The 20,343-nt window shown below is 65.2% G+C and carries 17 protein-coding genes; 4 read left to right on the top strand and 13 right to left on the bottom strand.

What is annotated here, in order from left to right; all coding sequences use genetic code 11:
• Positions 1-36: 36 nt before the first annotated feature.
• From XH89_RS08430 to XH89_RS08415, 4 genes are all read right to left on the bottom strand, one after another.
• Entirely contained in the window at positions 37-1,443 is a 1,407-nt protein-coding gene (locus XH89_RS08430; RefSeq protein WP_194466627.1) for an MATE family efflux transporter, read from the bottom strand.
• A gap of 53 nt (positions 1,444-1,496) precedes the next feature.
• Positions 1,497-3,296: an ABC transporter ATP-binding protein gene (locus XH89_RS08425; protein WP_194466626.1), complete on the bottom strand. Its 1,800-nt coding sequence runs from the start codon at positions 3,294-3,296 to the stop codon at positions 1,497-1,499.
• Between the two features lie 513 nt (positions 3,297-3,809).
• Positions 3,810-5,396: a DHA2 family efflux MFS transporter permease subunit gene (locus XH89_RS08420; protein ID WP_194466625.1), complete on the bottom strand. Its 1,587-nt coding sequence runs from the start codon at positions 5,394-5,396 to the stop codon at positions 3,810-3,812.
• A gap of 28 nt (positions 5,397-5,424) precedes the next feature.
• Positions 5,425-6,732 carry an HlyD family secretion protein gene (locus XH89_RS08415; protein ID WP_194466624.1) on the bottom strand — a complete coding sequence of 436 codons (1,308 nt, stop codon included), beginning with the start codon at positions 6,730-6,732 and terminating at the stop codon, positions 5,425-5,427.
• Positions 6,733-6,928: 196 nt separating this feature from the next.
• On the opposite strand from XH89_RS08415, the gene XH89_RS08410 reads away from it, so the two are divergent.
• A complete protein-coding gene (locus XH89_RS08410) occupies positions 6,929-7,564 on the top strand; it encodes a TetR/AcrR family transcriptional regulator (RefSeq protein ID WP_194466623.1) in 636 nt (211 codons plus the stop codon).
• Positions 7,565-7,618: 54 nt separating this feature from the next.
• Positions 7,619-7,960 (top strand): DUF6665 family protein, encoded by a 342-nt coding sequence (locus tag XH89_RS08405; protein ID WP_194466622.1) that lies wholly within the window; start codon positions 7,619-7,621, stop codon positions 7,958-7,960.
• A 19-nt stretch (positions 7,961-7,979) separates the two neighbouring features.
• Here the strand turns inward: XH89_RS08405 and XH89_RS08400 are convergent, their stop codons facing one another.
• From XH89_RS08400 to XH89_RS08370, 7 genes are all read right to left on the bottom strand, one after another.
• Positions 7,980-8,720 carry a Crp/Fnr family transcriptional regulator gene (locus XH89_RS08400; protein ID WP_194466621.1) on the bottom strand — a complete coding sequence of 247 codons (741 nt, stop codon included), beginning with the start codon at positions 8,718-8,720 and terminating at the stop codon, positions 7,980-7,982.
• Positions 8,721-8,793: 73 nt separating this feature from the next.
• On the bottom strand, positions 8,794-10,149 hold the full coding sequence (locus XH89_RS08395; RefSeq protein ID WP_194466620.1) for an amidase family protein: 1,356 nt from the start codon (positions 10,147-10,149) through the stop codon (positions 8,794-8,796).
• Positions 10,150-10,211: 62 nt separating this feature from the next.
• Positions 10,212-11,222, bottom strand: coding sequence for an ABC transporter substrate-binding protein (locus XH89_RS08390; protein ID WP_194466619.1), 1,011 nt, complete (start codon positions 11,220-11,222; stop codon positions 10,212-10,214).
• 23 nt (positions 11,223-11,245) lie between these two features.
• Complete coding sequence (locus XH89_RS08385) at positions 11,246-12,079, bottom strand: ABC transporter permease (protein ID WP_194466618.1); 834 nt, start codon at positions 12,077-12,079, stop codon at positions 11,246-11,248.
• Positions 12,076-13,374, bottom strand: a complete 1,299-nt coding sequence (locus XH89_RS08380) for a M20 family metallopeptidase (protein WP_194466617.1) — start codon at positions 13,372-13,374, stop codon at positions 12,076-12,078. The genes XH89_RS08385 and XH89_RS08380 overlap by 4 nt, the downstream gene beginning before the upstream one ends.
• A 281-nt stretch (positions 13,375-13,655) precedes the next feature.
• Positions 13,656-14,855 (bottom strand): extensin family protein, encoded by a 1,200-nt coding sequence (locus XH89_RS08375; RefSeq protein WP_194466616.1) that lies wholly within the window; start codon positions 14,853-14,855, stop codon positions 13,656-13,658.
• Between the two features lie 147 nt (positions 14,856-15,002).
• A complete protein-coding gene (locus tag XH89_RS08370) occupies positions 15,003-15,833 on the bottom strand; it encodes a DUF2147 domain-containing protein (protein ID WP_194466615.1) in 831 nt (276 codons plus the stop codon).
• A 188-nt stretch (positions 15,834-16,021) separates the two neighbouring features.
• Here XH89_RS08370 and XH89_RS08365 point away from each other — a divergent pair, with 188 nt between their 5' ends.
• Positions 16,022-16,813: a DUF2147 domain-containing protein gene (locus tag XH89_RS08365; RefSeq protein WP_194466614.1), complete on the top strand. Its 792-nt coding sequence runs from the start codon at positions 16,022-16,024 to the stop codon at positions 16,811-16,813.
• A 268-nt stretch (positions 16,814-17,081) separates the two neighbouring features.
• Positions 17,082-18,560: a FecR domain-containing protein gene (locus XH89_RS08360; RefSeq protein WP_194468405.1), complete on the top strand. Its 1,479-nt coding sequence runs from the start codon at positions 17,082-17,084 to the stop codon at positions 18,558-18,560.
• Positions 18,561-18,820: 260 nt separating this feature from the next.
• Here XH89_RS08360 and XH89_RS08355 read toward each other — a convergent pair whose 3' ends face one another.
• Together XH89_RS08355 and asd are read right to left on the bottom strand one after the other, a co-directional pair.
• The gene (locus tag XH89_RS08355; protein WP_194466613.1) at positions 18,821-19,390 is read right to left on the bottom strand and encodes an NUDIX hydrolase; all 570 of its coding nucleotides are present in this window, start codon (positions 19,388-19,390) and stop codon (positions 18,821-18,823) included.
• Between the two features lie 69 nt (positions 19,391-19,459).
• Entirely contained in the window at positions 19,460-20,323 is an 864-nt protein-coding gene (gene asd / locus XH89_RS08350; RefSeq protein WP_194466612.1) for an archaetidylserine decarboxylase, read from the bottom strand.
• Positions 20,324-20,343: the final 20 nt, after the last annotated feature.

The following is a 20,343-nucleotide window of genomic DNA, read 5'->3' as shown; positions in this document are numbered from 1 at the left end:
GCCGGAGCCGCAGGCGGGGGACAAGCGTCGTCCCGGCTAGGCAGGCTCACGCACCGGCGGCGCGACGGGTTCGGGCGTCGCCTGCCTTGGAGCATCCGCCCGCCGACGCGTCGTCAGGCGTTTTCCGAACTCGCGGCGCAACAGCCACAGGCTCAGCATCGCCTGGAACGTGGTCGCAGCAAGGGACAGGTACCACACGTATTCCATGCGGAAGCCGGGCCGCGTCGACAGCCAGATTGCCGGCAGCGAATAGGTGAACACGCGCGTCGCCGAGCTCAGCAGCACCGGCTTGGTGTTGCCGAGGGCCTGGAACATGCTGGAGCAGGTGAAGATCAGGCCCTGCGCCACCATGTTGAGCGAGATGATCCGCAGGAACAAATAGGCGATCGCCATCGTCTCCGGATCGTTGGAGAATCCGCCGAGCAGGAACTCCGGCTTCGCTTGCGCGAGGGTCATGAATCCGATCATCACGGCCGAGGTGATCAGGGCCGCCTTGACGAAGGTCTCGCGCACGCGGGCTGCGTTGGCAGCGCCGACGTTCTGTCCGGCGATCGGCCCCGCTGCGAGCGCCACCGCAAGCGCCGGCATCTGGATCAGGCCGAGCATCCGCTGTCCGATCCCGAATCCCGCCTGCGCCGCCGCGCCGAAATCGCGCAGCACGTAATAGACCACCGCCATGAAGATGAACATCATCGCGAACTCGCCGCCGGCCGGCAGGCCAACGTTGAGGATGCGCTTCAGATGACGCGGCTGCGGATGCCACTCGGCCGCGTTGAAGGCGACATAGCGCTCGACCTTGCGAAAATAGGCGAGCAGCATCAGAACGCCGACGGCGACCGCGATCGAGCTCGCCAGTCCTGCGCCGGCAACGCCGAGCGCATGGCCGGTGCCCCAGCCCGCGATCAGCACCGGCGCCAGCGCGATGTTGATGACCACCGCAAGCGCCTGCACCAGCATGGTGGGACGCACGATGCCGGTCGCGCGCAACGCCGATGCCATCACCTGCGTGGCGAACTGCAGCGCGAGCGCCGGCATGAACCACAACAGATAAACGGTCCCCGCCTCGATCGTCGCCTGGTCCGCCGCGATCGAGCGCATGTAAGGACGCGACAGCGCCGCGCCCATGACCAGCGTCAACAGGCCGAACAGCACCGACAAAGCGATCGCCTGGTTGAACACCAGGTTGGCGTCCGACCTGTCCTTGCGGCCCACGGCATGCGCGATCAGCGACACCGTGCCGACACCCAGCACCTGCATCAGCGCGTTGATCAGGAAGCCGGCATTGCCGGCCGCGGCGACGCCAGCCACCGCGGCATCGCCCAATCCCGAAACGAAATAGAGATCGACCAATTGGCAGATCATGATCGTGACCATGCCGACCATGATCGGAGGTGCCATGGCCAGGATGTGTCTCACGATGGAGCCGTTTGTCAGGTCCTTCATCTCATTCCACCTTTGCCGGCGTGACGGCAGGATTTGCGCCCTGCCGCCGCGCCTCATTCCGCTGCCGCGATATGCCCGAGCTCCACCACCTGGCGCTCGAACAGGCTGCGATAGATGCCACCTGGCTTGCTCGCGAGCAGGGCATGCGTGCCCTGCTCGACGATCTCGCCGCGGTCGAACACCAGGATGCGATCGAGGCTCCTCACCGTCGACAGCCGGTGCGCGATCACGATCGAAGTGCGGCCTTTCATCAGCCGCTCCATCGCCTGCTGGATCAGCGCCTCCGATTCCGAATCGAGGCTCGAGGTCGCCTCGTCCAGGATCAGCACCGGCGCATCCGCCAGGAAGGCGCGTGCCAGCGCCACGCGCTGCCGCTCGCCGCCCGACAGCTTCACGCCGCGCTCGCCGACCAGGGTGCCGTAGCCCTTCGGCAGGCGCAGGATGAAGTCGTGCGCATTCGCCAGCCGCGCCGCCTGCTTGATTGCCTCGAGGCTGGCGCCGGGCCGGCCATAGGCGATGTTCTCCGCAAGCGTGCGGTGAAACAGGATCGGCTCCTGCTGCACGATCGCGATTTGGCTGCGCAGCGATTGCTGCGTCGCCAGCGCGATATCCTGGCCGTCGATCAGCACACGACCGCCGGTGACGTCGTAGAGCCGCTGCACCAGCTTGACGAAGGTCGTCTTGCCGGAGCCGGAGCGGCCGACCAGGCCGACACGTTCGCCGGCGCGGATCCTGACCGACAGCCCGTCATACAGCGGCGCGCGATGGCCGCCGTAATGGAACGTGACGTCGTCGAACACGATCTCGCCGCCCTCGATTGCGATCGGCCGCGCGCCTTCGGCATCAGCGATGCCGATCGGCTCGTCATGGATCGCCACCAGCTCCTCCATGTCGTTGACCGAGCGCTGAAGGTTGTTGATGTGCATGCCGACGTCGCGCAAATAGGCGTGGATGACGTAGTAGCTCGTCAGCACGTAGGTGACGTCGCCGGGCGAGGCATGCCCGTACATCCACAGCAGCACCGAGCCGCCGATCACGGACCCCCGCAGGCATAGCAGCAGCGAGAGCTGCGCCATGGCGGTGTAATTGTAGCGGAACCAGGTCCGCCGCACCCGCACGCGCCAGCGTTTGATGACGCGGGCCAGTCGCGCATCCTCGCGCGCCTCGGCGCCGAAGGACTTCACGACCGCATTGCATGTCAGCGCATCCGCCAGCGTGCCGCCGACCTTGGTGTCCCAGGCATTGGAGACACGCGCGGCCGGCGCGATGTAACGCGTCGAGAACAGCACCGTCATCGTGACATAGACAGCCGCGCCGAGCGCGATCACCGCGCCGAGCGAAGCCCAGTGCACGCCGAGCAGGATCATCGATCCGATCAGAACGGCCAGCGAGGGCAGCAGCGCCAGCAGGATGGTGTCGTTGAGCAGGTCGAGCGCCCACATGCCGCGCGTGATCTTGCGCACGGTCGAGCCGGCGAAGGAGTTGGCGTGCCAATCGGTCGAGAAGCGCTGCACGCGCAGGAACGCGTCTTGCGCGACGTCGGACATGATCTTCAGGGTGAACGGCACGATCACTTGCAAGCCGCTCAGGCGCAGCACCATCGACGCCGCGCCCAGCACCACGATGCCGCCCAGCGCCACCAGCGCGGCGTAGCGGGCGTCGGGCTCGGACGGGCCACGCGTCAGCGCATCGACCAGATGCCCCGAAAACACCGGCATGAACAGGTCGGCAACCGTCGCACCGAGCAGGCCGAAGGCGATGGCAAGCGTGCGCCCCGGCTGCTGCAGCCAGTGCCGGAACACGAAGGGCAGAACCACGCGGATCGCCGCGGGCTTCTTTGAAAGAGCGGTCATGGCATCATCCGGCCGCTCTTGGCGCGGGCCGGCTCCATCGATGGACGCAAACCGGCCGCGAGGGCCGAAGCAGCGTCACTTGGAATTGACTTACAGTTGGGAAGCGGGGCGATCGGGGCAGAAAATCCGATCGAAGCTGGCGGAAGAGGCCTCTAGCAGGCCGCGTACATACCGAGCCAGAACACCATCGAGCGCGGGCGTACGATCTGCGAATGCGACGAAATCATGCAAATCCCTCCCCGGTTCGATTGAATGAGGTGCGCTTTATAGATGTATGATTCGCGCTTTGCAACGGGCTCCGCGCGAGATCACGCACGAGTGTTGCATTTTGGTGCGTGGGCGTTGGCGCGCTCGACCACCGCCTCAAACTCCACTGTCATCCCCCGCGAAGGCGGGGGATCCAGTAAGCCGCGGCGGATATGGCGAGAGCTCGCTCTCCAACAGCGGCCTCTGCGCAATTGCGCACAAGGCGGCGATGATACCGAGCTCGTAGCGCGCCTGGGCGCGTTCGCATCAATGCGCGTCGCCGCCACCGCCGAACGGCGAGGCCGGCTTGTTCAGCAGCGTCACCAGCACGCTGAGGGCGAGATAGAACAGCGTCAGCACGAAGAACGCGTCGCCGAAGCTCAACACCGTGGCCTGACGGTGCACGATCTGGCTGAGCTGCTTCATCGCCATCAGCGTGGAGTCGCCGAGCCCCTGAAACTTCTGCTGGAGCATGGTCAGGGTTTCGGTCGCAGTCGCATTGCCCCAGGTCACGCGCTCCTGCAGGCGCGTGATGTGCAGGTCGGTGCGGTCGTTGAGCACCGTGTTGATGACGGCGAGGCCGACCGCGCCGCCGAGATTGCGCATCAGGTTGAACAGGCCCGAGGCATTCTTCACCCGCTCCGGCGGCAGCGTGCCGAGCGCAATGTTGTTGGTCGGCACCATCGCGAACATCATGCCGATGCCGCGCAGGATCTGCGGGATCAGGAGCTCGTAGAAATCGTAGTCACGCGTGATCCAGGTCATCTGGTAGGAGCCGATCGCGAACACGATCAGGCCGAACGCGATCATGTAGCGCATGTCGAGGCTTGCCATCAGCCGGCCGACCAGCGGCGCCACCAGGAACATGGTGATGCCCGAGACGAACATGGTCTCGCCGATCATCAGCGCGCTGTAGCCGCGCACCTCGGCGAGATAGCGCGGATAGATATAGGTCAGGCCGTAGAGACCAATGCCGATGCAGAATTGCAGCGTGCAGCCGACAGCGAAATTGCGGTTGGTGAAGGTGCGCAAATTGACGATCGGCTCGGCCGCCGTGAAGACACGCACGAAGAAGGCGATCGCCGAGACGACGCAGATCCAGGCACAGATCGCCACCGAGGTGTCCTGCAGCCATTCATATTGCGGGCCCTCTTCCAGCACATATTCCAGCGTGCCGAGGAAGCCGGCCATGAAGATCAGGCCCCACCAGTCGAAGCGGTCCAGCAGCTCGAAATGCGGCTCGTCGAAATCGACCAGCGCCCACACGCCGAGGGTGATGCCGATGCCGGGCACGACGTTGATGAAGAACAGCCAGTTCCACGACATCAAATCGGTGATGTAGCCGCCGACCGTCGGGCCGATCGTGGGAGCCAAGGTCGCGACAAGTCCGATGATAGGACCGACGATGTGGAATTTCGTGCGCGGGAACACGGTGTAGGCCGAGGCAAACACCGTCGGGATCATGCCGGCGCCGAGAAAACCCTGGAGGGCGCGCCAAAGGATCATCTCCTCGATGGTCGTGGCAAAGCCGCAAAGCAGGCTCGACATCGTGAAGCCGGCGGCCGAGATCGCGAACAAGAGCCGCGTGCCGAAGGCGCGCGACAAAAATCCTGATAGCGGGATCGCGATCACTTCGGCGATCAGATAGGCGGTCTGGACCCAGGAGACTTCGCTCGAGCTCGCCGACAGGCCGGCCTGGATCTCGCTCAGAGATGCCGAGACGATCTGGATGTCCAGGATCGACATGAACATCCCGAACACCATGATGATGAAGGCGAACAGCCGCTTCGGTGCGATGCGCTCCGAGGCGGCTGATGCCATCATGGCAGGTGAAGCAGTCGTGGCGGTCGCCATGGTCTGACCTCGCAGCGCTCAGTGGCGCTTACTGCGGATGGATCATGGTGGGATCGTCGAGATCGGTCTCGCTGTCGGCGTCGGCCGCACCCTTGTTGGTGTCGACGGTGGCGTAGACCGACATGCCGGCACGGAGCAGGTTCTGCCGCGCAACCGCCTTCGGCACGCGAATGCGAACCGGCACACGCTGCACGATCTTGGTGAAGTTGCCGGTGGCGTTGTCGGGCGGCAGCAGCGTGAACACCGAGCCCGCGCCCGCCGCGATGCTGTCGACCACGCCGGAGAACTTGCGCATGCCGTAGGCGTCGACCTTGATCGTCACCGGCTGGCCGGGACGGATGCGCTTGAGCTGGGTTTCCTTGAAATTGGCGTCGATATAGACGTCGTCGAGCGGCACGACATTGCCGAGCCGCTGGCCGACCGCGATGAAGTCCCCGGCGTTGACGAGGCGGTTGGAGAAGATGCCGTCGACCGGCGCGCGCACCGCGGTAAAGGCGAGGTCGCGCTCGGCCTTGGCGAGCGTGGTCTTGAGCTCGGCGAGCTGCGCCTTCGCTTCGGCCTGCTGGGCCTTGGCGACATCGACATTGCTCACCGCAACGTCATAGGCGGCTTGCGCGGCCTTCACCGCGGCAGCGCCCTGGTCGCGGCCGGCTTCCGAGGTTTCGAACGTGGCGCGCGAGGCAAAGCCCTTGCTGCTCAGCGCCTGCTGGCGCTCATAATCGAGATCGGCACGCTTGAGGCCCGCTTCCGCGGAGACGAGCTGCGCCTTGGCCTGCACGACCTGGCTGTCGAGCGCCGCGATCTGGCGGCCGATGCGATCGATGGTGGCCTGCTGGGTCCCGATCCGGGTTGCGGCCGCGTCGACCGCGATCTTGTAGTCGCCGTCGTCGATGCGCAGGATGGTGTCGCCGGCGTGCACCAGCGTGTTGTCTCCGGCGAGGATCGAGGAGATGTGGCCGGCCACGCGCGCGCCCAGCATGGTGTTGTTGGCGCGGACATAGGCGTCGTCGGTGGAGACGTAGAAGCGGCCGACCAGCGTGTAGTAGCCGGCATAGCTTGCCGCCGCGAGCGCCAGCACGAGGCCGATTCCCATCATGACGAATTTGCGCTTGCCGGATTTTGGCGCGGCAGGTGCGGGTGCAGTCGGGGCCGCCTGGTCGGGCACGGGCTTCTCCGGCGCCTCGCTGGTGCGGCGCTTGGTCTCTTCGGCCACATGAGAGCGCAGCTGCTCGGCGAGGGCTGCGGATGTCCCGGTCGCAGCATCACCGTTCGCCGACGTGATCTCCACCGCTTCCTGGCGAAGGACGCGCGCAGCCTGGTCTCTCGATGTGGCCATAAAGGCCTCCCCAATAAAAATGCGATTCGGGGCAGCCGTCGCGCAGCCGCAGTCCCACCCGCCCACGTCAAATACCATTGACCGAACGGTTCGGTCAATATACTTAGCATTCCCGGCCGGACCCTATTGGTCCGAATCCTTTATTTGGGTTTCATGCTTCGACCTCGATCCGAAAACCTTCCGGGACGCTGAACCAATGGTTGTAGCCGGTCGCGAACATCTGCAAATCCTCCAGGAGGAGGACAGCTCCAAGCGCCGCCAGATCCTGGCGGGCGCCCGTAAAGTGTTCATGGATCTGGGTTTTGACGGGTCCAGCATGGGCGAGATCGCGCGTGCGGCCGGCGTTTCCAAAGGCACGCTCTACGTCTACTTCGCCGACAAGAGCGCCCTGTTCGAAGCGATCCTCGAGGAGGAGGCGCTGTTTCATGGCCAGGTCGTGTTCAATTTCGATCCCGCCCGCGATGCCGAGACCACGCTGAAGGACTTTGGCCAGGCCTACATCCACCTGCTCTGCCGGCCCGGCGGCGGATCGGCGATCCGCACCGTGATGGCGATCGCAGAGCGCATGCCCGATGTCGGCCGCCGTTATTATTTGCGCGTGCTGGACAAGACCATCAACCGGCTGTCCGACTATCTCAAAGCCCATGTCGCTTCCGGCGATCTTGAGATCGACGACTGCGATCTCGCAGCATCGCAGTTCATGGAACTGTGCAAGGCTTCCCTGTTCCTGCCGTTCGTCTTCCAGGCCGCACCGCCGCCGTCGGAAGCGCGCATGACGGAAGTGATCGACAGCGCGACGCGCATGTTCCTCGGCGCATACAAGGCGAAGTAGCGACGGCTGGCCACGCGTTGCGCGCGTAGGGCGCACGGCACTATAGTAAGCGCCATGTCTCGTGACCTTCGCCCGCCGGTCGATATCCTCCATTATGAGATCGTCCAGGAACAGGCCTCAGCGCTTGGACGGATGGGCCGCACGCTCGAACAGGCGCTCGCCCAATTGCGCGATTTCGACGCTGCGCACGCTCGCTTGGAGACGCCGGCCGCGATGCTGCCGGCGAGGCGCAAGCTGGTGATGGAGGCTGGCCAGGCGCTCTGGATGTTCGTCGTGCAGCGCGAGGCGACGGGCTTGCGCGACAGCCGCCATATCATGCGGACCTACAACGTCCCGGCCGAGGTGCAGCGCTGCATGGGGCTGGCACTACCGCCGTCGAAGCCGACGTCGAAATGACCGGTTGCGGCAGCGTCCGCTAGTCGGTCACCTGCTTCCTCAACGCCGCGAGATCGTTGACGACCATTTTGGTCGGACCGGTCGAGATGATGCCGTCGTCCTGCAGGCGGCTGAGGATCAGGCTGATCGACTGCCGTGTCGCACCGATCATGCGCGCCAGATTGGCCTGCGTGATGCGGCCGAGCGAAATCGGGCCACTCTCGTCCTGAGCAGCGTTTTCGCACAGCTTCACCAGCAGCAGCACCAGCCGCTCCGCCGCCTTCTGTCCTGCCAGCGTCTGCGCCAGCATCGAATAGGTCTCGCCCTTGAAGCCGAGGCACTCGATCAGCGCCACTGCAAACGACGGCGATTGTGCGATCAGCGTGCGGATCGCGTCCTGGTCGAGATGCAACGCCTCGACCCGGCCGAGCGCGCGGGCCGACCAGCTATGCCGGTGATCACCGAGAATGTAGGGCGCACCGACGAAGTCGCCGGCCTCCCACGTCGCCAGCATCAACTCGCGCCCCTGGGTACCGGCATGGGTGCTTTCCACGATCCCGTTCAGGATGATGTGGATGCCGTTCGCGGGCTCCCCTTCCCGCAGCAGATATTCGCGGTTCTGGTAGGCCGCGAGCCTGCCTGTCCGCATCACCAGGTCGAGATCGGCTTTGTCGAGCGCCTTCAGCACATAACGTCCGGTCCCGGCCCTTTGCACCTCGGCGCAAGGCCCACTTGAAGGCTCACCCGGATCGGCCACCTCATGCGCATGGCTGCGCCCCACAATCGGTCTCCCTTCGAGTGACGGCTCGAAGGCTAGGAGGTCTCCGATCGGATTGCAACGCGGGTGAAAATGCTCAAGCCTGGGCTTCCGCTCCCGTGAATGCACAGGCGAGGTCGGTGAGCAGGCGCTCCCGCCCCGCCGGCGCCAGAAAGGTGACGCCATAGGGCACGCCCGCCCCCGTCACCGCATTCGGCACCGCGATCGCGGCAAGCCCAAGCGGATTGGCGTAGTTTGTGTAGTAGCCATTGTTGAAATTTGCCGTCAGCGGATCGCGCGCGACGTCGTCAATCCTGAGGACGGTTCCGACCGTGGGCACGACCAACGCGTCGTGGGCGTGCCAGAAATCGCGGAGCACGCGCTGGATCTCCTTGACCTGATAGAGCGCGCGATAGGTGTCGGCCGCGGTGAACTTCCGGCTGCCGACGACGAGATCGCGCACGATCCTGACGCCGGCGTCCGGATTGGCGTCGAGGAACGCGCCGACCGAAACATCCCGCTCGGCGAGGAACGGCCCGAAGAACATCAGATCGTTGATCGACGTGAACGGCGAGAAATCGGCGGAAACGACCGACATGTCGAGCCGCCGCAACTTGCGAAGCCCGCTGCCGAACAGCCTCTCCGTCTCCTCGTTACCGAAGAACCTGAGCTGGTCCGGGCGAGGTGTCGCAATCCGCAATGGCCGCGCCGGAGAGGCCTGCTCCGTCCAGCCGGCAAAATCGGTCGGCGAAAAACAATCCGCGGGATCGCGTCGCGCCAGCACGCGATAGACGTCGTAGCCGTCGCCCGGCTCCCGCGTGTAGAGCGAGATGGTATCGAAGCTCCGGCAGGCATAGACCATGCCGCGCTGGCTGAACGCACCCGGTGCAGGCTTGAAGCCGGTGACACCGCAATAGGACGCCGGCACCCTGCCCGACCCGCCGGTATCGGTGCCGAAGGCAAAGGACGACGTGCCTGATGCGACCGACACCGCCGCGCCCGAGCTGGACCCGCCGGGAATGTAGTCCGCATTGTGCGGGTTGCGCGCGATGCCGTAGGGCGAGCGCACACCGACGAGGCCGGTCGCGAACTGATCCATGTTCGTCTTGCCGATATAGATGGCTCCGGCGGCGATGGCGTCAGCGACAACCGGGCTCGTATCTTTCGCGACATACGCGAATTCCGGGCAGGCCGAGGTGGTCTGCTCGCCCGCGACATCGATACAGTCCTTGACCGAGACGATCAGCCCGTAGAGCGGCAGCTTGTCGATTTCATTTGCGCGCGCATCGAGCGCACGCGCGGTGGCCATGACATTCTCGGGCTTGGCTTTCGATATCCAGACGCCGCTCTGGTCGGCATCCGACAGGCGCGACAGCACATGGGCGGCGACATCGGACGGCTTGAGCGCGCCGCTGCGATAGGCGGCGCGGAGATGACGGGGGGAAATATCCATGTCGGTCACGCGCGTGAAGGAAGGGGACTATGCCGGCGAGACGAGCTCGCCGGCTCCGGACTTCAATGGCCGATCGTCTTCTCAAGATAGGCCGGCTGGATGAACGCTTCGAAGTCGGTGCGCGGCAGCAGCTTCGGCAGGCGCTCCTGCTTCACCAGGAAGTCGGCGGTCGATACCAGCGTATCGACGAACTTGCCCTTCTTCGCGGTCGAGCCGAGATACTCCCCGGTGAGCTGCTTGTCGCAGGGGACCATGCCGGTGCCCTTCATCATGCGCGTTGCATCTTCGAGCGGCAGCGACAGCTCCTCCGCGATGATCTCGGCCGTCTTCTCCGGGTTCTTCAGCCAGAAATCGATCCCCTCGCACTCGGCCTTGACGAACTTCTCGACATAGGACGGGTATTTTTCCGCGAACGCATTCATGACGACGCCGATGTCCCAGGTCGGGTAACCGCGCTTGGCCATCTCGCCCGAGGTGACGAGGATCTTGCCGCCGTTCTTCACGGCCTTGTCGAGGTTCGGTTCCCAGAACCAGGCGGCATCGATGTCGCCGCGAAGCCAGGCCGCTGCGATGTCCGACGGCGCGAGATCCAGGATCTTCATGGACGCGGGATCGACGCCCTCGTCCTTCAACGCCTGGAGCAGCAGATAGTGCGTGGTCGAGCCGAACGGCGCGGCGACGGACTTGCCCTTGAGGTCCTTGAGCGAGGTGATGTTCTTGTCGGTGCGGACCACCATCGCCTCGACATAGTCGAGCATGTTGACGACGAAGATACCCTTGATCGGCAGCGCGCGTGTCACGCCGATCGCGGTCGGCGGATTGCCGAGACCGCCAAAGTCGACGTCGTTGCCGGCGATCGCGCGCAGCATGTCGCCGCCGCCGCCGACCTTGACGTATTTGATGTCGACATCAGGCATCTCCTTGGCCAGCAGGCCGAGATGCTTCGTCACGAGCTGCGCGTTCACCAGGTTCAGATAGCCGACCGTGATCTTGGCCGGCTTGTCCTCGGCGCGCGCGGTGGACATGAGTGCAAGCGTGGCGACAGCAAGCGCGGCAACAAGTCTCTTCATCATACTGGTCTCCCCTCGGGTTGGAATCAGGCCCATGGCATCAATAGTTTCGCGATGCCGCGCATCATGAGGTCGAGCACGACGCCGGTGAGGCCCAGCACGATCAGGCCCATGATCACGACGTCGGACAGCAGGAACTTTGCGGCGTCCCAGATCATCCAGCCGATGCCGGCGGATGCCGCAACGATCTCGGCGGCGACGAGAACGGTGTAGGTGAAGCCAAGCGAGATCCGCATGCCGGCAAGGATCAGCGGGCCGGCTGCGGGCAAATAGACGTGAAACAGCAGGTCGCGCCGGGTCGCGCCCAGCGATTGCGCGGCACGCACATAGACGGGATCGACGCTGGTGACGGCCTGGATCGTCGAGATGACGATGCCCGGCAGACCGGCGAGGAACAGCAGCGACAATTTTGAGCTCTCGCCGATGCCGAGCCACATCACCAGCAGCGTATAGAGCCCGAGCGGCGGCAGCGGCCGGTAGAACTCGATCAGCGGATTGAGCAGCGCGCGCGCATTGCGCGAGACGCCCATGAGGACGCCGAGCGGAATGCCGATCAGGCAGGCTAGGGTGAAAGCGACGAGAATACGATAAAGGCTGGCGCCGAGATGTTGAAGCAGCGTTGCGCCCTGGTAGCCCTTGGTCATGGTCTTGATGAATGCAGCCCACACCGCCTGCGGCTTCGGCAGGAAGAGCTCGTTGGCCCAGCCCATTTCCGTGACGACCGCCCATGTCGCCAGCAGCACGGCGATGGTGAGCGTCGAGAGCAGGACAGACCGCGAGACCTTCGGGAGCCTCAGGCTGCCTCGCCGCGTGCGATCGGCCGAGATCGGAATGGCCATGGGGCTAGCCTCGATGCTCATGTGCGAACTCCCAGGATCTGCATGATGGTCAGCGCATAGATCCGCGTCGCCATCACCGACTTGGTGATCGAGATGTTCTCGTTGTCGACGGCCCAGCCGTCCTCACCGGGACCGAAGGTCACCGCGTTGATGCCGGCCTCGCGAAAGCGAATGGTGTCGTTGAAGGCGTTCTTGCGGTTGACCCCGGGCTCGCGGCCCATCAGGCTCCGGTACACCGCGCGCAAGGAGCGGCAAGGCTCCTCCTCCACCGGCACCGGCTCGGTTGCGTTGACGAATAGCGAGCCGGGCACCTGGCGCACTGCGACCTTGACGTCGTTGACGCCCGCAAATGTTTCCCGGCCGACGCGCTCGATGTCGGAGATGACGCTGTCCAGCGTCATGCCCGGCACGATGCCGACCACCGCAAGCGTGATGGTGCAGGCATCAGGAGAGAACTGCATCTCGCCCGGCAAGCCGCCGCGGATGCGCACCACCGAGCAACATGGCGGCGTATGGCCCATGAACTTGCTGGGGATATGCGTGAAGGCCATCTCCTTCAGCTTCGGCAGCAGCTTGGCCGCCTCCATGATGGCATTGACGCTGATGTCGGGCCGCCAGATATGCGACTTGATCCCCTCGACCGTCACCTCGATCAGGCAATGACCGGAATTGGCGACCGAGAGGTTCATGCCCCAATCGCCGGAGACGTCGCCCCAGGCGGTCGGCTCAGCAGTGATCTCGTAGTCGGCGGTCAGGCCGACCTTGCCCAGCATGTAGATGGAGCCCTCGGTGCCGTTGCGCTCCTCGTCGACGGTGTAGCAGCACATCAGGGTGCCATCGAACTTCACGCCCTCCTCGATCAGCGCCTGCACCGCCAGCAGCGATGCAGCGAGATTGCCGCGCGTGTCGGATGTGCCGCGGGCATAGAGCAGGTCGCCATGACGCGTGGCCTTGAACGGATCGAAATCCGTCATGTGCCATTTCTCCGGCTCGACCACCGGATAGGTGTCGAGGTGATCGTTGAGGATCAACGACGGCGCGCCGTCGCGTCCCTTCAACACACCGAGCACGTTCGGCCGGTGCGGCTGCGCGCTGTGCTTGGTGACCTCCATGCCGAGGGCTTCGAGCTTGCCCGCGACCAGCATCGAGATCGCCTCTTCCTCCGCCGGCGGCAGGTCGGGATCGAGCGGATTGCCGGAGCGCGGCTGGCCGGTGCGGATCAGCTCCGATGCCAGTTCAAGCCAGCGCTGCTCCGTGATGCGCGACAGCACGCGCTGCTCGAGATCGGAATAAGGCGGGGTGACAGGCATCTGCATGACGGTTCCGTTGGCTCACGGCGCCGGCTGCGCCGCTTCGTTGCAGCACCTTCATTGCAGCGACTGTGCCAACCGCCCGGAATACCCGTCAGGGCGTGATTAGTGATTGCAGTTCAATGATTTGGACGGAAAATTCGATTGCGCAAATTTTTGCGCGCCAGATGCGCTTTGCCGAAGACGCAGCGCCGGCTGAACAGACTGGCCTCAGCGTGCGGGCGGCAGGTCGGGATCGCCCGTGCAGGCGCCAAACATGGAGAGCGGAGGATTCGGATCGCGGCAGGCTACTCGTCCGAGAACTCGTCTTCCTCGTTGATCTTCTCGTGTTTGCTCTTGTGCGCACCAAGCGCGCCGGTCACGTAGGGATCGCGCGAGTTCGCGTAAGGGTTCCGCCGCTGCACACGCGCGGCAACCTCTTCGCCGGAGACTGCGGCCGGCTGGCAGATCAGGCGGCGGCTGGCACGGCGCATCAAATCGACGTGGATGTGATCGTAGTGATAGACGTTGGAGCCCGGCGCCAGCACCGTGGTGAAATGCGCGCACGCGCCCGACTGGACGTCGCGCAAGAATCCCTGCTCTTCCGGCATGCCGTGCCAGCCGTCCTTCACGGTGATGCGGCGGCCGTCGGCAAGCACGAAGGCGGCGACGTCGAGCGCGTTGCCGAAAGCGTGCTCGGAGATATGGGCGTGCGGATTGCCGTTCATGCCGCGACAGGAATAGGCGGAGATCTGCTTGATCTCGACCACGCGGGCACCGAACCAGCGCGTGGCCGAGGGCTGCACGGTGTCGGCCAGCCAGCGGTCGAGTTCGGAGACGATCGGACAGGCGAGCGTCGCCGTCGGCTTGATCGCGACGGGGCCGACGGCGGTGACAGGATTGCCCTGCGCAGGACCGAGCCGCGGCAGCGCTGGTTGTGCAGGCGCCTGCGAATACGGCGCCGGACCGGGCTGACGCGCCGGATAGCTCGGCGCATTCATATAGCGCGCTGCGCCTGCGGCATCGGTGCCGTCGGGCGGCAAATCGATCTCGTCGTCCTGCGGCGCCACGCCGGGCGCGCTGAGCGACACGGGCCCCCCAGACGTGCCATAGCCGGCAGGCTGGCGCACCGCGCTTTCAGGGTAATTCGAGCGCTGCGGATAACCGGATGCCGGATAATTCGATTGCGGCTGGCTCACCGGCCAGCGCGGCTGATTGCCGACGCTGCCGGGGGGACGCAGTTCCTCGTCGGCAAAGCCGTAGCTCGATGAGGGTTCCCCGATGGCGGCGACCTTCAGTGGAAACTCGGCGCCGCACATGCCGGGGCCGGAGATCGGCTCGATCCGGACGATGTCGGCACTCTCTTTCACGGCGCCAGATTTCAGGCACGCCGCTTCGGCCTCGGCCCGCCACGGTTCGCGTTCGGCCTGGAAAAAGCCGCGTCCGCAACCCGCGAGCGAAACAAGGACGATGGAGCCGACGAGATACAAACGAACTCCGCGCGTCATGCGCGGCAGGTTCGGTGAATTTACTTAAAGACTCTTCAACACGTTGTTTTCAGTCTTCTTTAACCATACCGGCCACCAGGCAAATTCTAGCGGTCGGATCTGGTGATGCCGCCGGCGTTGAAAAAATTGCGGCATATAGCGCGCGAGCTACGATCTCGAACCGCCCCACTGCCGCGACGTCGTGATCAGCGGCTCCGGCCGCGCCTCGATCCGCCTCCAGTCATTGCCGGAGCACCAGAAGCGGCCGAGCGCGCAGGCTTCGACGTAGAGCCTGCCGGGGCCCTTCAGCGTCATCGTCGCATAATAGGTGTTGCCGCTGGAGCGGCTGTAGATACTGCCGGTCCAGACGTCGTGCGCTTTCGGCTTCATGTTGACGAGCACGCTTTCGCCCCGGGTCGATGCCTCGGTCAACGCGAAACCGCACAGCGCGGGTCCGCAGCGTTCGATGCGGACCGTGCCCTTGGCGCCGTCGCTCTCCCATTCGCCGAGCGGCATATAGGCCGCCTCGTCGTCGCTGCGCGGCGCGAGGTTTGCCGCCTGCTTGATCTCCGGCCGCGCGGCGAGGACCGGCTCGTCGCGCGGCGGGTTGGGGCTCGGAGCCTCGAACCTTGGTGGCGCAGGCCTTGGCGCGGGCGGCAACACAACGACCTGCGAACTCGTCGCGGCGAGAACCGGGACCGTCGGCGCCGGCGGCGGCGCGACCACCATCACTTGCGGCGGACTGGTCGGGGCGATGGAAGCGACCGGCTGCGGCGCCTGGGTCACCGCTGGCGGCGGCGGTGCGATGGCAACGTCCTCGCTCGGCCGGAGGCTGCGATCGGTGGAAATCGAAATGCACGCGGTGGATCGGCAGTTGCGCGCGGCTTCGACATGAAAACGATGGCCGCCGATCGTGAAGGCGTAGGAACCGGCCTGCGCCGCGGGCGCGATCGCTGTCCATGCGATCAATGTACCGAGCGAAATCGCAAGCCGCTTCATCGACGTCTCCCTCCCAGTCGCGAGAATGTTACGCGGGGCAAGACCGGCTGAATGTGCGCTGGCTCACCCAGCCAGCCGTTGTGAGGTCCATCACAGAAGGCTGCTCGGCGTCGGCATAGGGTCGAACCACATCCGGTCCACGACCGACTTCAGTCCATCTTGGGACCCACGCCGTTTCGGAGGTTGTCATGAACAAGCTCACCATCGCCGCCATCGCCCTCTTGCTGGCTTCGACCGCCGCCGCGCATGCCGGCAATTCGCTGTCGTTCCAGATCGAAGGCCAGCGCATCCGCATCGAGACGCCGCGCAACTGCGCCTCGCTCGATTGCGTCACCATTGTGGCGCCGGGCCTATCGAACAAGCCGATCAGGCTGAACGACATCAATCTCAACGGCCTTGGCGGCTCCAAGAACGACGACACCACGCCGCCGGCGACGACCGCACAGCCCGCGCCGGCTCCGGTGCAGCAGCAGCCAGTCGCGCAGGCACCTGTGCCTCCGCCCGCTCCGGCCGCCCCGACGGTTGCCGCCCCCGCCGCGCCGGCGCCCGTTGCCGCCGTGTCGTCCGTCGACACGACCACGCCGGCCGCGCCGGTTGCAGTCGCTCCCCCGGTTACAGCGCCCGCGCCGGTCGCCGCAGCTCCCACTTATACGCCACCGCCGGCGCCAGCTCCCGCTCCTGCGCCCGTGCAGGCCGCGAACACGCCGATCGGCGTGTGGGCGACCGAAGAGAACAAGGGCAATGTTCGCGTCGAACAATGCGGCACCAATCTGTGCGGCTATGCCGAGAAGACCAATGAGCGGATCCTGATCAACATGAAGCCCGACGGCGCCAAATGGAGCGGCCGCATCCACGATCCCAACTCCGGTCGCAACTACGACTCGACGATCGCGATGAAGGGTCCCAATGCGATGCGCGTGCAGGGCTGTGCCTTCGGCGGCTTGTTCTGCGGCGGACAGACCTGGAAGCGTGTCAGCTGACATCGCCGCGGTCGCAACGGCATACACACCTCTTCGTCATGCCCGGGCTTGTCCCGGGCATCCACGTTCTTGGTGCAACAAAGCAAGACGTGGATGGCCGGGACAAGCCCGGCCATGACGATGTGGATAGGTTTAGCCCGAAGCTAACACCACCTTTTCAACGTTCGCCCGTTCCGTGTGACAGACGTTCATCCGCCATTCAGCAATCTCCGGCTGATATCGGCCGATCTCGCCTCGCATTCTCACCGGGACCTCATTCGTGGCATTGATGGTGGCTTGGCGCCGCTTCGCGTTCGCTTTACCGCTGCTGGCGCTGCCGCTGGCCGGCGCGGACCATGCACGCGCATCCGACGCAATCGAACTCGCGCAAGCCCAAACACAGGCGCAGCCGCAAACGCAGCCGACGCCCGCCCCCTCTGCCACGCCGTCGGCGTCCCCCGCGCCATCAGCCTCGCCCGCACCGGCTGCCGATGCGCAAGCGACCACAGTGGAGCCGATCGGCAACGTTGCGACCGTCACGGGAATCGCGACAGTGATCCGCGACAGGAACTCGTATCCGCTGAAGGTGCGTGACGACATCTATCTCAACGACGTCGTGCAGACGTCATCGAACTCCTCGCTCGGCATCACCTTCAACGATGCCACCACGTTCAATCTCTCCGCCAGCTCCAAGATCACCATCGACAACTACGTCTATGAGGACGGCGGCCAGCAGAATTCGGCGATCTTCGATATCGGCAAGGGCACGGTCGCCTTCGTTGCCGCAGCCGTGGCGAAGACCGGCGACATGAAGATTGCAACTCCGACGGCAACGCTCGGCATTCGCGGTACCACCGGCGTGGTCGACGTGCCCGAGAACGCGGCTGCAACCAGCGCCAACAACGTGAACATCAAGCTCTACCCCGACGCCGACGGAAGGGTCGGCCATATCGACGTCAACGACCGCACCAGCGGAACGCGGCTCGGTTCACTCACGCAAGCCGCGAGCGGCTTTGCGATCCGGCCGGGTGCGGGCGGCGCTGGCGGCATGCGCTTTGCCGCGGTGCCGATCACGATCCCGCCGCAGCAGATCGCGCGCGACCGCGGCTTCGTCAGCCAGGTGCATGCGGCGCAGACCGCCGGCCGCCAGATCGTCACCGAGCAGCGTGACTTCCGCCGCGCCAATCCGACTGCGGTCAGCCGCATTCCGCGGCCGACTCAGGTGCCGCAGCAACAGCAATTGCGTCCGAATCCGGCGCCGAACCAGCAGCAGCCGCAGCGGCCGAACGGTCAGCCGGGTCAGAACAACCGTCCGGGTCAGCAGCCGCCGGGCGCGCAGACGCCGCAACGGCAAGGCCAGGGCGGCGGCACTCAACCGGGCACGCCGCGTGCGGGCCAAGGTCCAAAGCAGAGTGGTCCGCAGCGGCCGGGCCAGCAGGGTCAGGGACAGCCGGCTGCCCAGCCGCGTACCGGACAAGGCACGCAGCCCGGCGCCGCGCCGCAAACCCAGCCACGGCGCAGCGGACAATCTCCGCAAGCGCCAGGAGCGCTCACGCCTCAGCCCGGCTCGACACCGCAGCCGCAATCGCCGCGCACCGGATTGCAGCCCGGTCAGCCCGGCACGCAGCCGGCCCTCCCGCCGCAACAAGGCGGCGTGCAGCGCCAGCCCGGCTTGCAGCAGCGCCTGCCCGGCGCGCAACGCCCCGCCGCGCCGCGCAGGCCTGCGCTCGCGCCGGCACCGAAGGAGAAGGACAAGAAGAAGCGGTAGAGTCTAGAGAAGCGGTAGGGTCTAGCGTGCGCCGAAGTGCTCGGTGCGCTCCCTCGCTCCGCGCTTGCGGGGAGAGGGTTGCGGTGAGGGGCTCCCACCGCGAATTCGATCTGGATTGTGGATCGAAGGACAACCCCGCACTTATCGTACGAGTCGGATGGACTTCCACTCTTGCAACCGAGCGCCATGCCCCTCACCCGGATCGCTCGCGCGATCCGACCTCTCCCCGCAGAAGGGCGGGGAGAGGTGAAAGAGCAAACTCACGCCTCGCCGCGCAGCCAGGCGCGCACCTTTTGCAAAAGGCCATGCCGCAATTCGTCGACGGTGGCAGCCTCGGCCGGTGTCAGCGTCTGCAAGGCGGCATCGATATCATCGGCCGCCAGCGTTGGTGTCGGCTCTGTCGCAGCCACAGGCATGAGCCCGGCGGCGGCGATCGCGATCGGACCGACCTGGGTGAGGAACGCGCGCTCATATTCACGCGACAGGCGCGCGAGCGCGTCGTCCAAAGTCAGCCAGTCGACGGCCTTGATGTCGTTCATCAGCTTGCGGACAGGACCGCCGTCGGCCTCCATCCGCCAGAAATGCACCACCTTCGAGCGCCCACCCGACTGGTACACGAGCGTGCCGAGGAATTCGTGCATCGCGACGTCGTGGCCGGTCTCCTCCAGCACCTCGCGGTGCGCGGCCTCTTTCGGCGTCTCGCCGTCATCGAGTTTACCCTTGGGCAGAACCCATTCATTGCGTTTGCGCTGGCGCACGATGGCGATCAGCGGCGCATCGCCACGCCGCAGCACAATCCCACCCGCCGCCATCACCGGCGCCCGCGCCATCACCAATCCTGTCGTGTCGTCTATACGTCCCCATGAACGATATAGAGGCAGGACACGGCGGAATGAAGACTAGTTCCGGCGAAGTAACGCTTGACCGGCACGAATGCGCGTCCCGTCGGTAATGCCGTCGCAGAACGAAAAGTCACCGGGCGCGAGGATGATGATGGTCGAGCCGTGCTCGAACCAGCCGAGCTCCTCGCCCTTGGTGACGTTGACGTCGCAGGGGAAATTGACCGGTCCCCTGCTCTGCGCGTTCAGCACCATGTCGAGGAAGTGCAGCCGGATGCTGGCAACCAGGATCGCCGCCACCGGCACCAGCGTCACTGCCTCACCGGTCGACAGATGCGTGCGGATTACCGCGCGCTCGTTCTTGCAGAACAGCCGCTCGACCCGCTTCAGCGCGATCGGGTTGACGTTCCAGACATCGCCATGGATCAGCGTCACGCGCTCGATATGCGCGTCAAACGGCGCATGGAAGCGGTGATACATGCTCGACGTCAGTCGCAGCGTGACGAAGCTGCCGTTGCGGTGCTGCTCGACCAGCGCGGGATCGCCGAGCAGGTCGAGCAGCGAATAGGGCGCGCCCTTGACCTGGAACAGCTCGGTGTCGGCGATCCGGCCATGCGCGCCGGCGATGCCGTCGGAGGGACTGGCGACGACGGAAGGATCGGGATCAAACGGACGCAGGCCCGGCTTCAACTCACGCGTAAAGCAATCGTGCAGGCTGGTGAAATGGGTCTTGCGCGCCTCCGACAAATCGAGGTCGGAGAACAGCTTCCACAGCGCGATGGAAAAGTCCCGCACCAGCGGATTTTCGATCTTGGAGAACCAGCCCATGAAGCGGGTCAGGGCCGCGCGGGGGATGCGGTTGGTCAACAGGAAGTTGAGGTCTTCCTGCTGGGTGAAAGAGGCGATGAGGGCTTTGACTGTCATGAATCTGTCAGCTCACAGTA

The sequence above is a fragment of the Bradyrhizobium sp. CCBAU 53340 genome (genome assembly GCF_015291645.1).
Taxonomy (GTDB): domain Bacteria; phylum Pseudomonadota; class Alphaproteobacteria; order Rhizobiales; family Xanthobacteraceae; genus Bradyrhizobium.
This window is presented reverse-complemented; position numbering and strand designations above follow the sequence as displayed.

Excerpts from the sequence above, each read along its gene's own strand:
- XH89_RS08415 (WP_194466624.1), bottom strand. The coding sequence starts at position 6,732 with ATGGCCACATCGAGAGACCAGGCTGCGCGCGTCCTTCGCCAGGAAGCG.
- asd (WP_194466612.1), bottom strand. The coding sequence starts at position 20,323 with ATGACAGTCAAAGCCCTCATCGCCTCTTTCACCCAGCAGGAAGACCTC.
- XH89_RS08375 (WP_194466616.1), bottom strand. The coding sequence starts at position 14,855 with ATGACGCGCGGAGTTCGTTTGTATCTCGTCGGCTCCATCGTCCTTGTT.
- XH89_RS08405 (WP_194466622.1), top strand. The coding sequence starts at position 7,619 with ATGTCTCGTGACCTTCGCCCGCCGGTCGATATCCTCCATTATGAGATC.
- XH89_RS08420 (WP_194466625.1), bottom strand. The coding sequence starts at position 5,396 with ATGGCGACCGCCACGACTGCTTCACCTGCCATGATGGCATCAGCCGCC.
- XH89_RS08390 (WP_194466619.1), bottom strand. The coding sequence starts at position 11,222 with ATGATGAAGAGACTTGTTGCCGCGCTTGCTGTCGCCACGCTTGCACTC.
- XH89_RS08380 (WP_194466617.1), bottom strand. The coding sequence starts at position 13,374 with ATGCAGATGCCTGTCACCCCGCCTTATTCCGATCTCGAGCAGCGCGTG.
- XH89_RS08355 (WP_194466613.1), bottom strand. The coding sequence starts at position 19,390 with ATGGCGCGGGCGCCGGTGATGGCGGCGGGTGGGATTGTGCTGCGGCGT.
- XH89_RS08365 (WP_194466614.1), top strand. The coding sequence starts at position 16,022 with ATGAACAAGCTCACCATCGCCGCCATCGCCCTCTTGCTGGCTTCGACC.
- XH89_RS08410 (WP_194466623.1), top strand. The coding sequence starts at position 6,929 with ATGGTTGTAGCCGGTCGCGAACATCTGCAAATCCTCCAGGAGGAGGAC.
- XH89_RS08430 (WP_194466627.1), bottom strand. The coding sequence starts at position 1,443 with ATGAAGGACCTGACAAACGGCTCCATCGTGAGACACATCCTGGCCATG.
- XH89_RS08395 (WP_194466620.1), bottom strand. The coding sequence starts at position 10,149 with ATGGATATTTCCCCCCGTCATCTCCGCGCCGCCTATCGCAGCGGCGCG.
- XH89_RS08370 (WP_194466615.1), bottom strand. The coding sequence starts at position 15,833 with ATGAAGCGGCTTGCGATTTCGCTCGGTACATTGATCGCATGGACAGCG.
- XH89_RS08425 (WP_194466626.1), bottom strand. The coding sequence starts at position 3,296 with ATGACCGCTCTTTCAAAGAAGCCCGCGGCGATCCGCGTGGTTCTGCCC.
- XH89_RS08385 (WP_194466618.1), bottom strand. The coding sequence starts at position 12,079 with ATGAGCATCGAGGCTAGCCCCATGGCCATTCCGATCTCGGCCGATCGC.
- XH89_RS08360 (WP_194468405.1), top strand. The coding sequence starts at position 17,082 with ATGGTGGCTTGGCGCCGCTTCGCGTTCGCTTTACCGCTGCTGGCGCTG.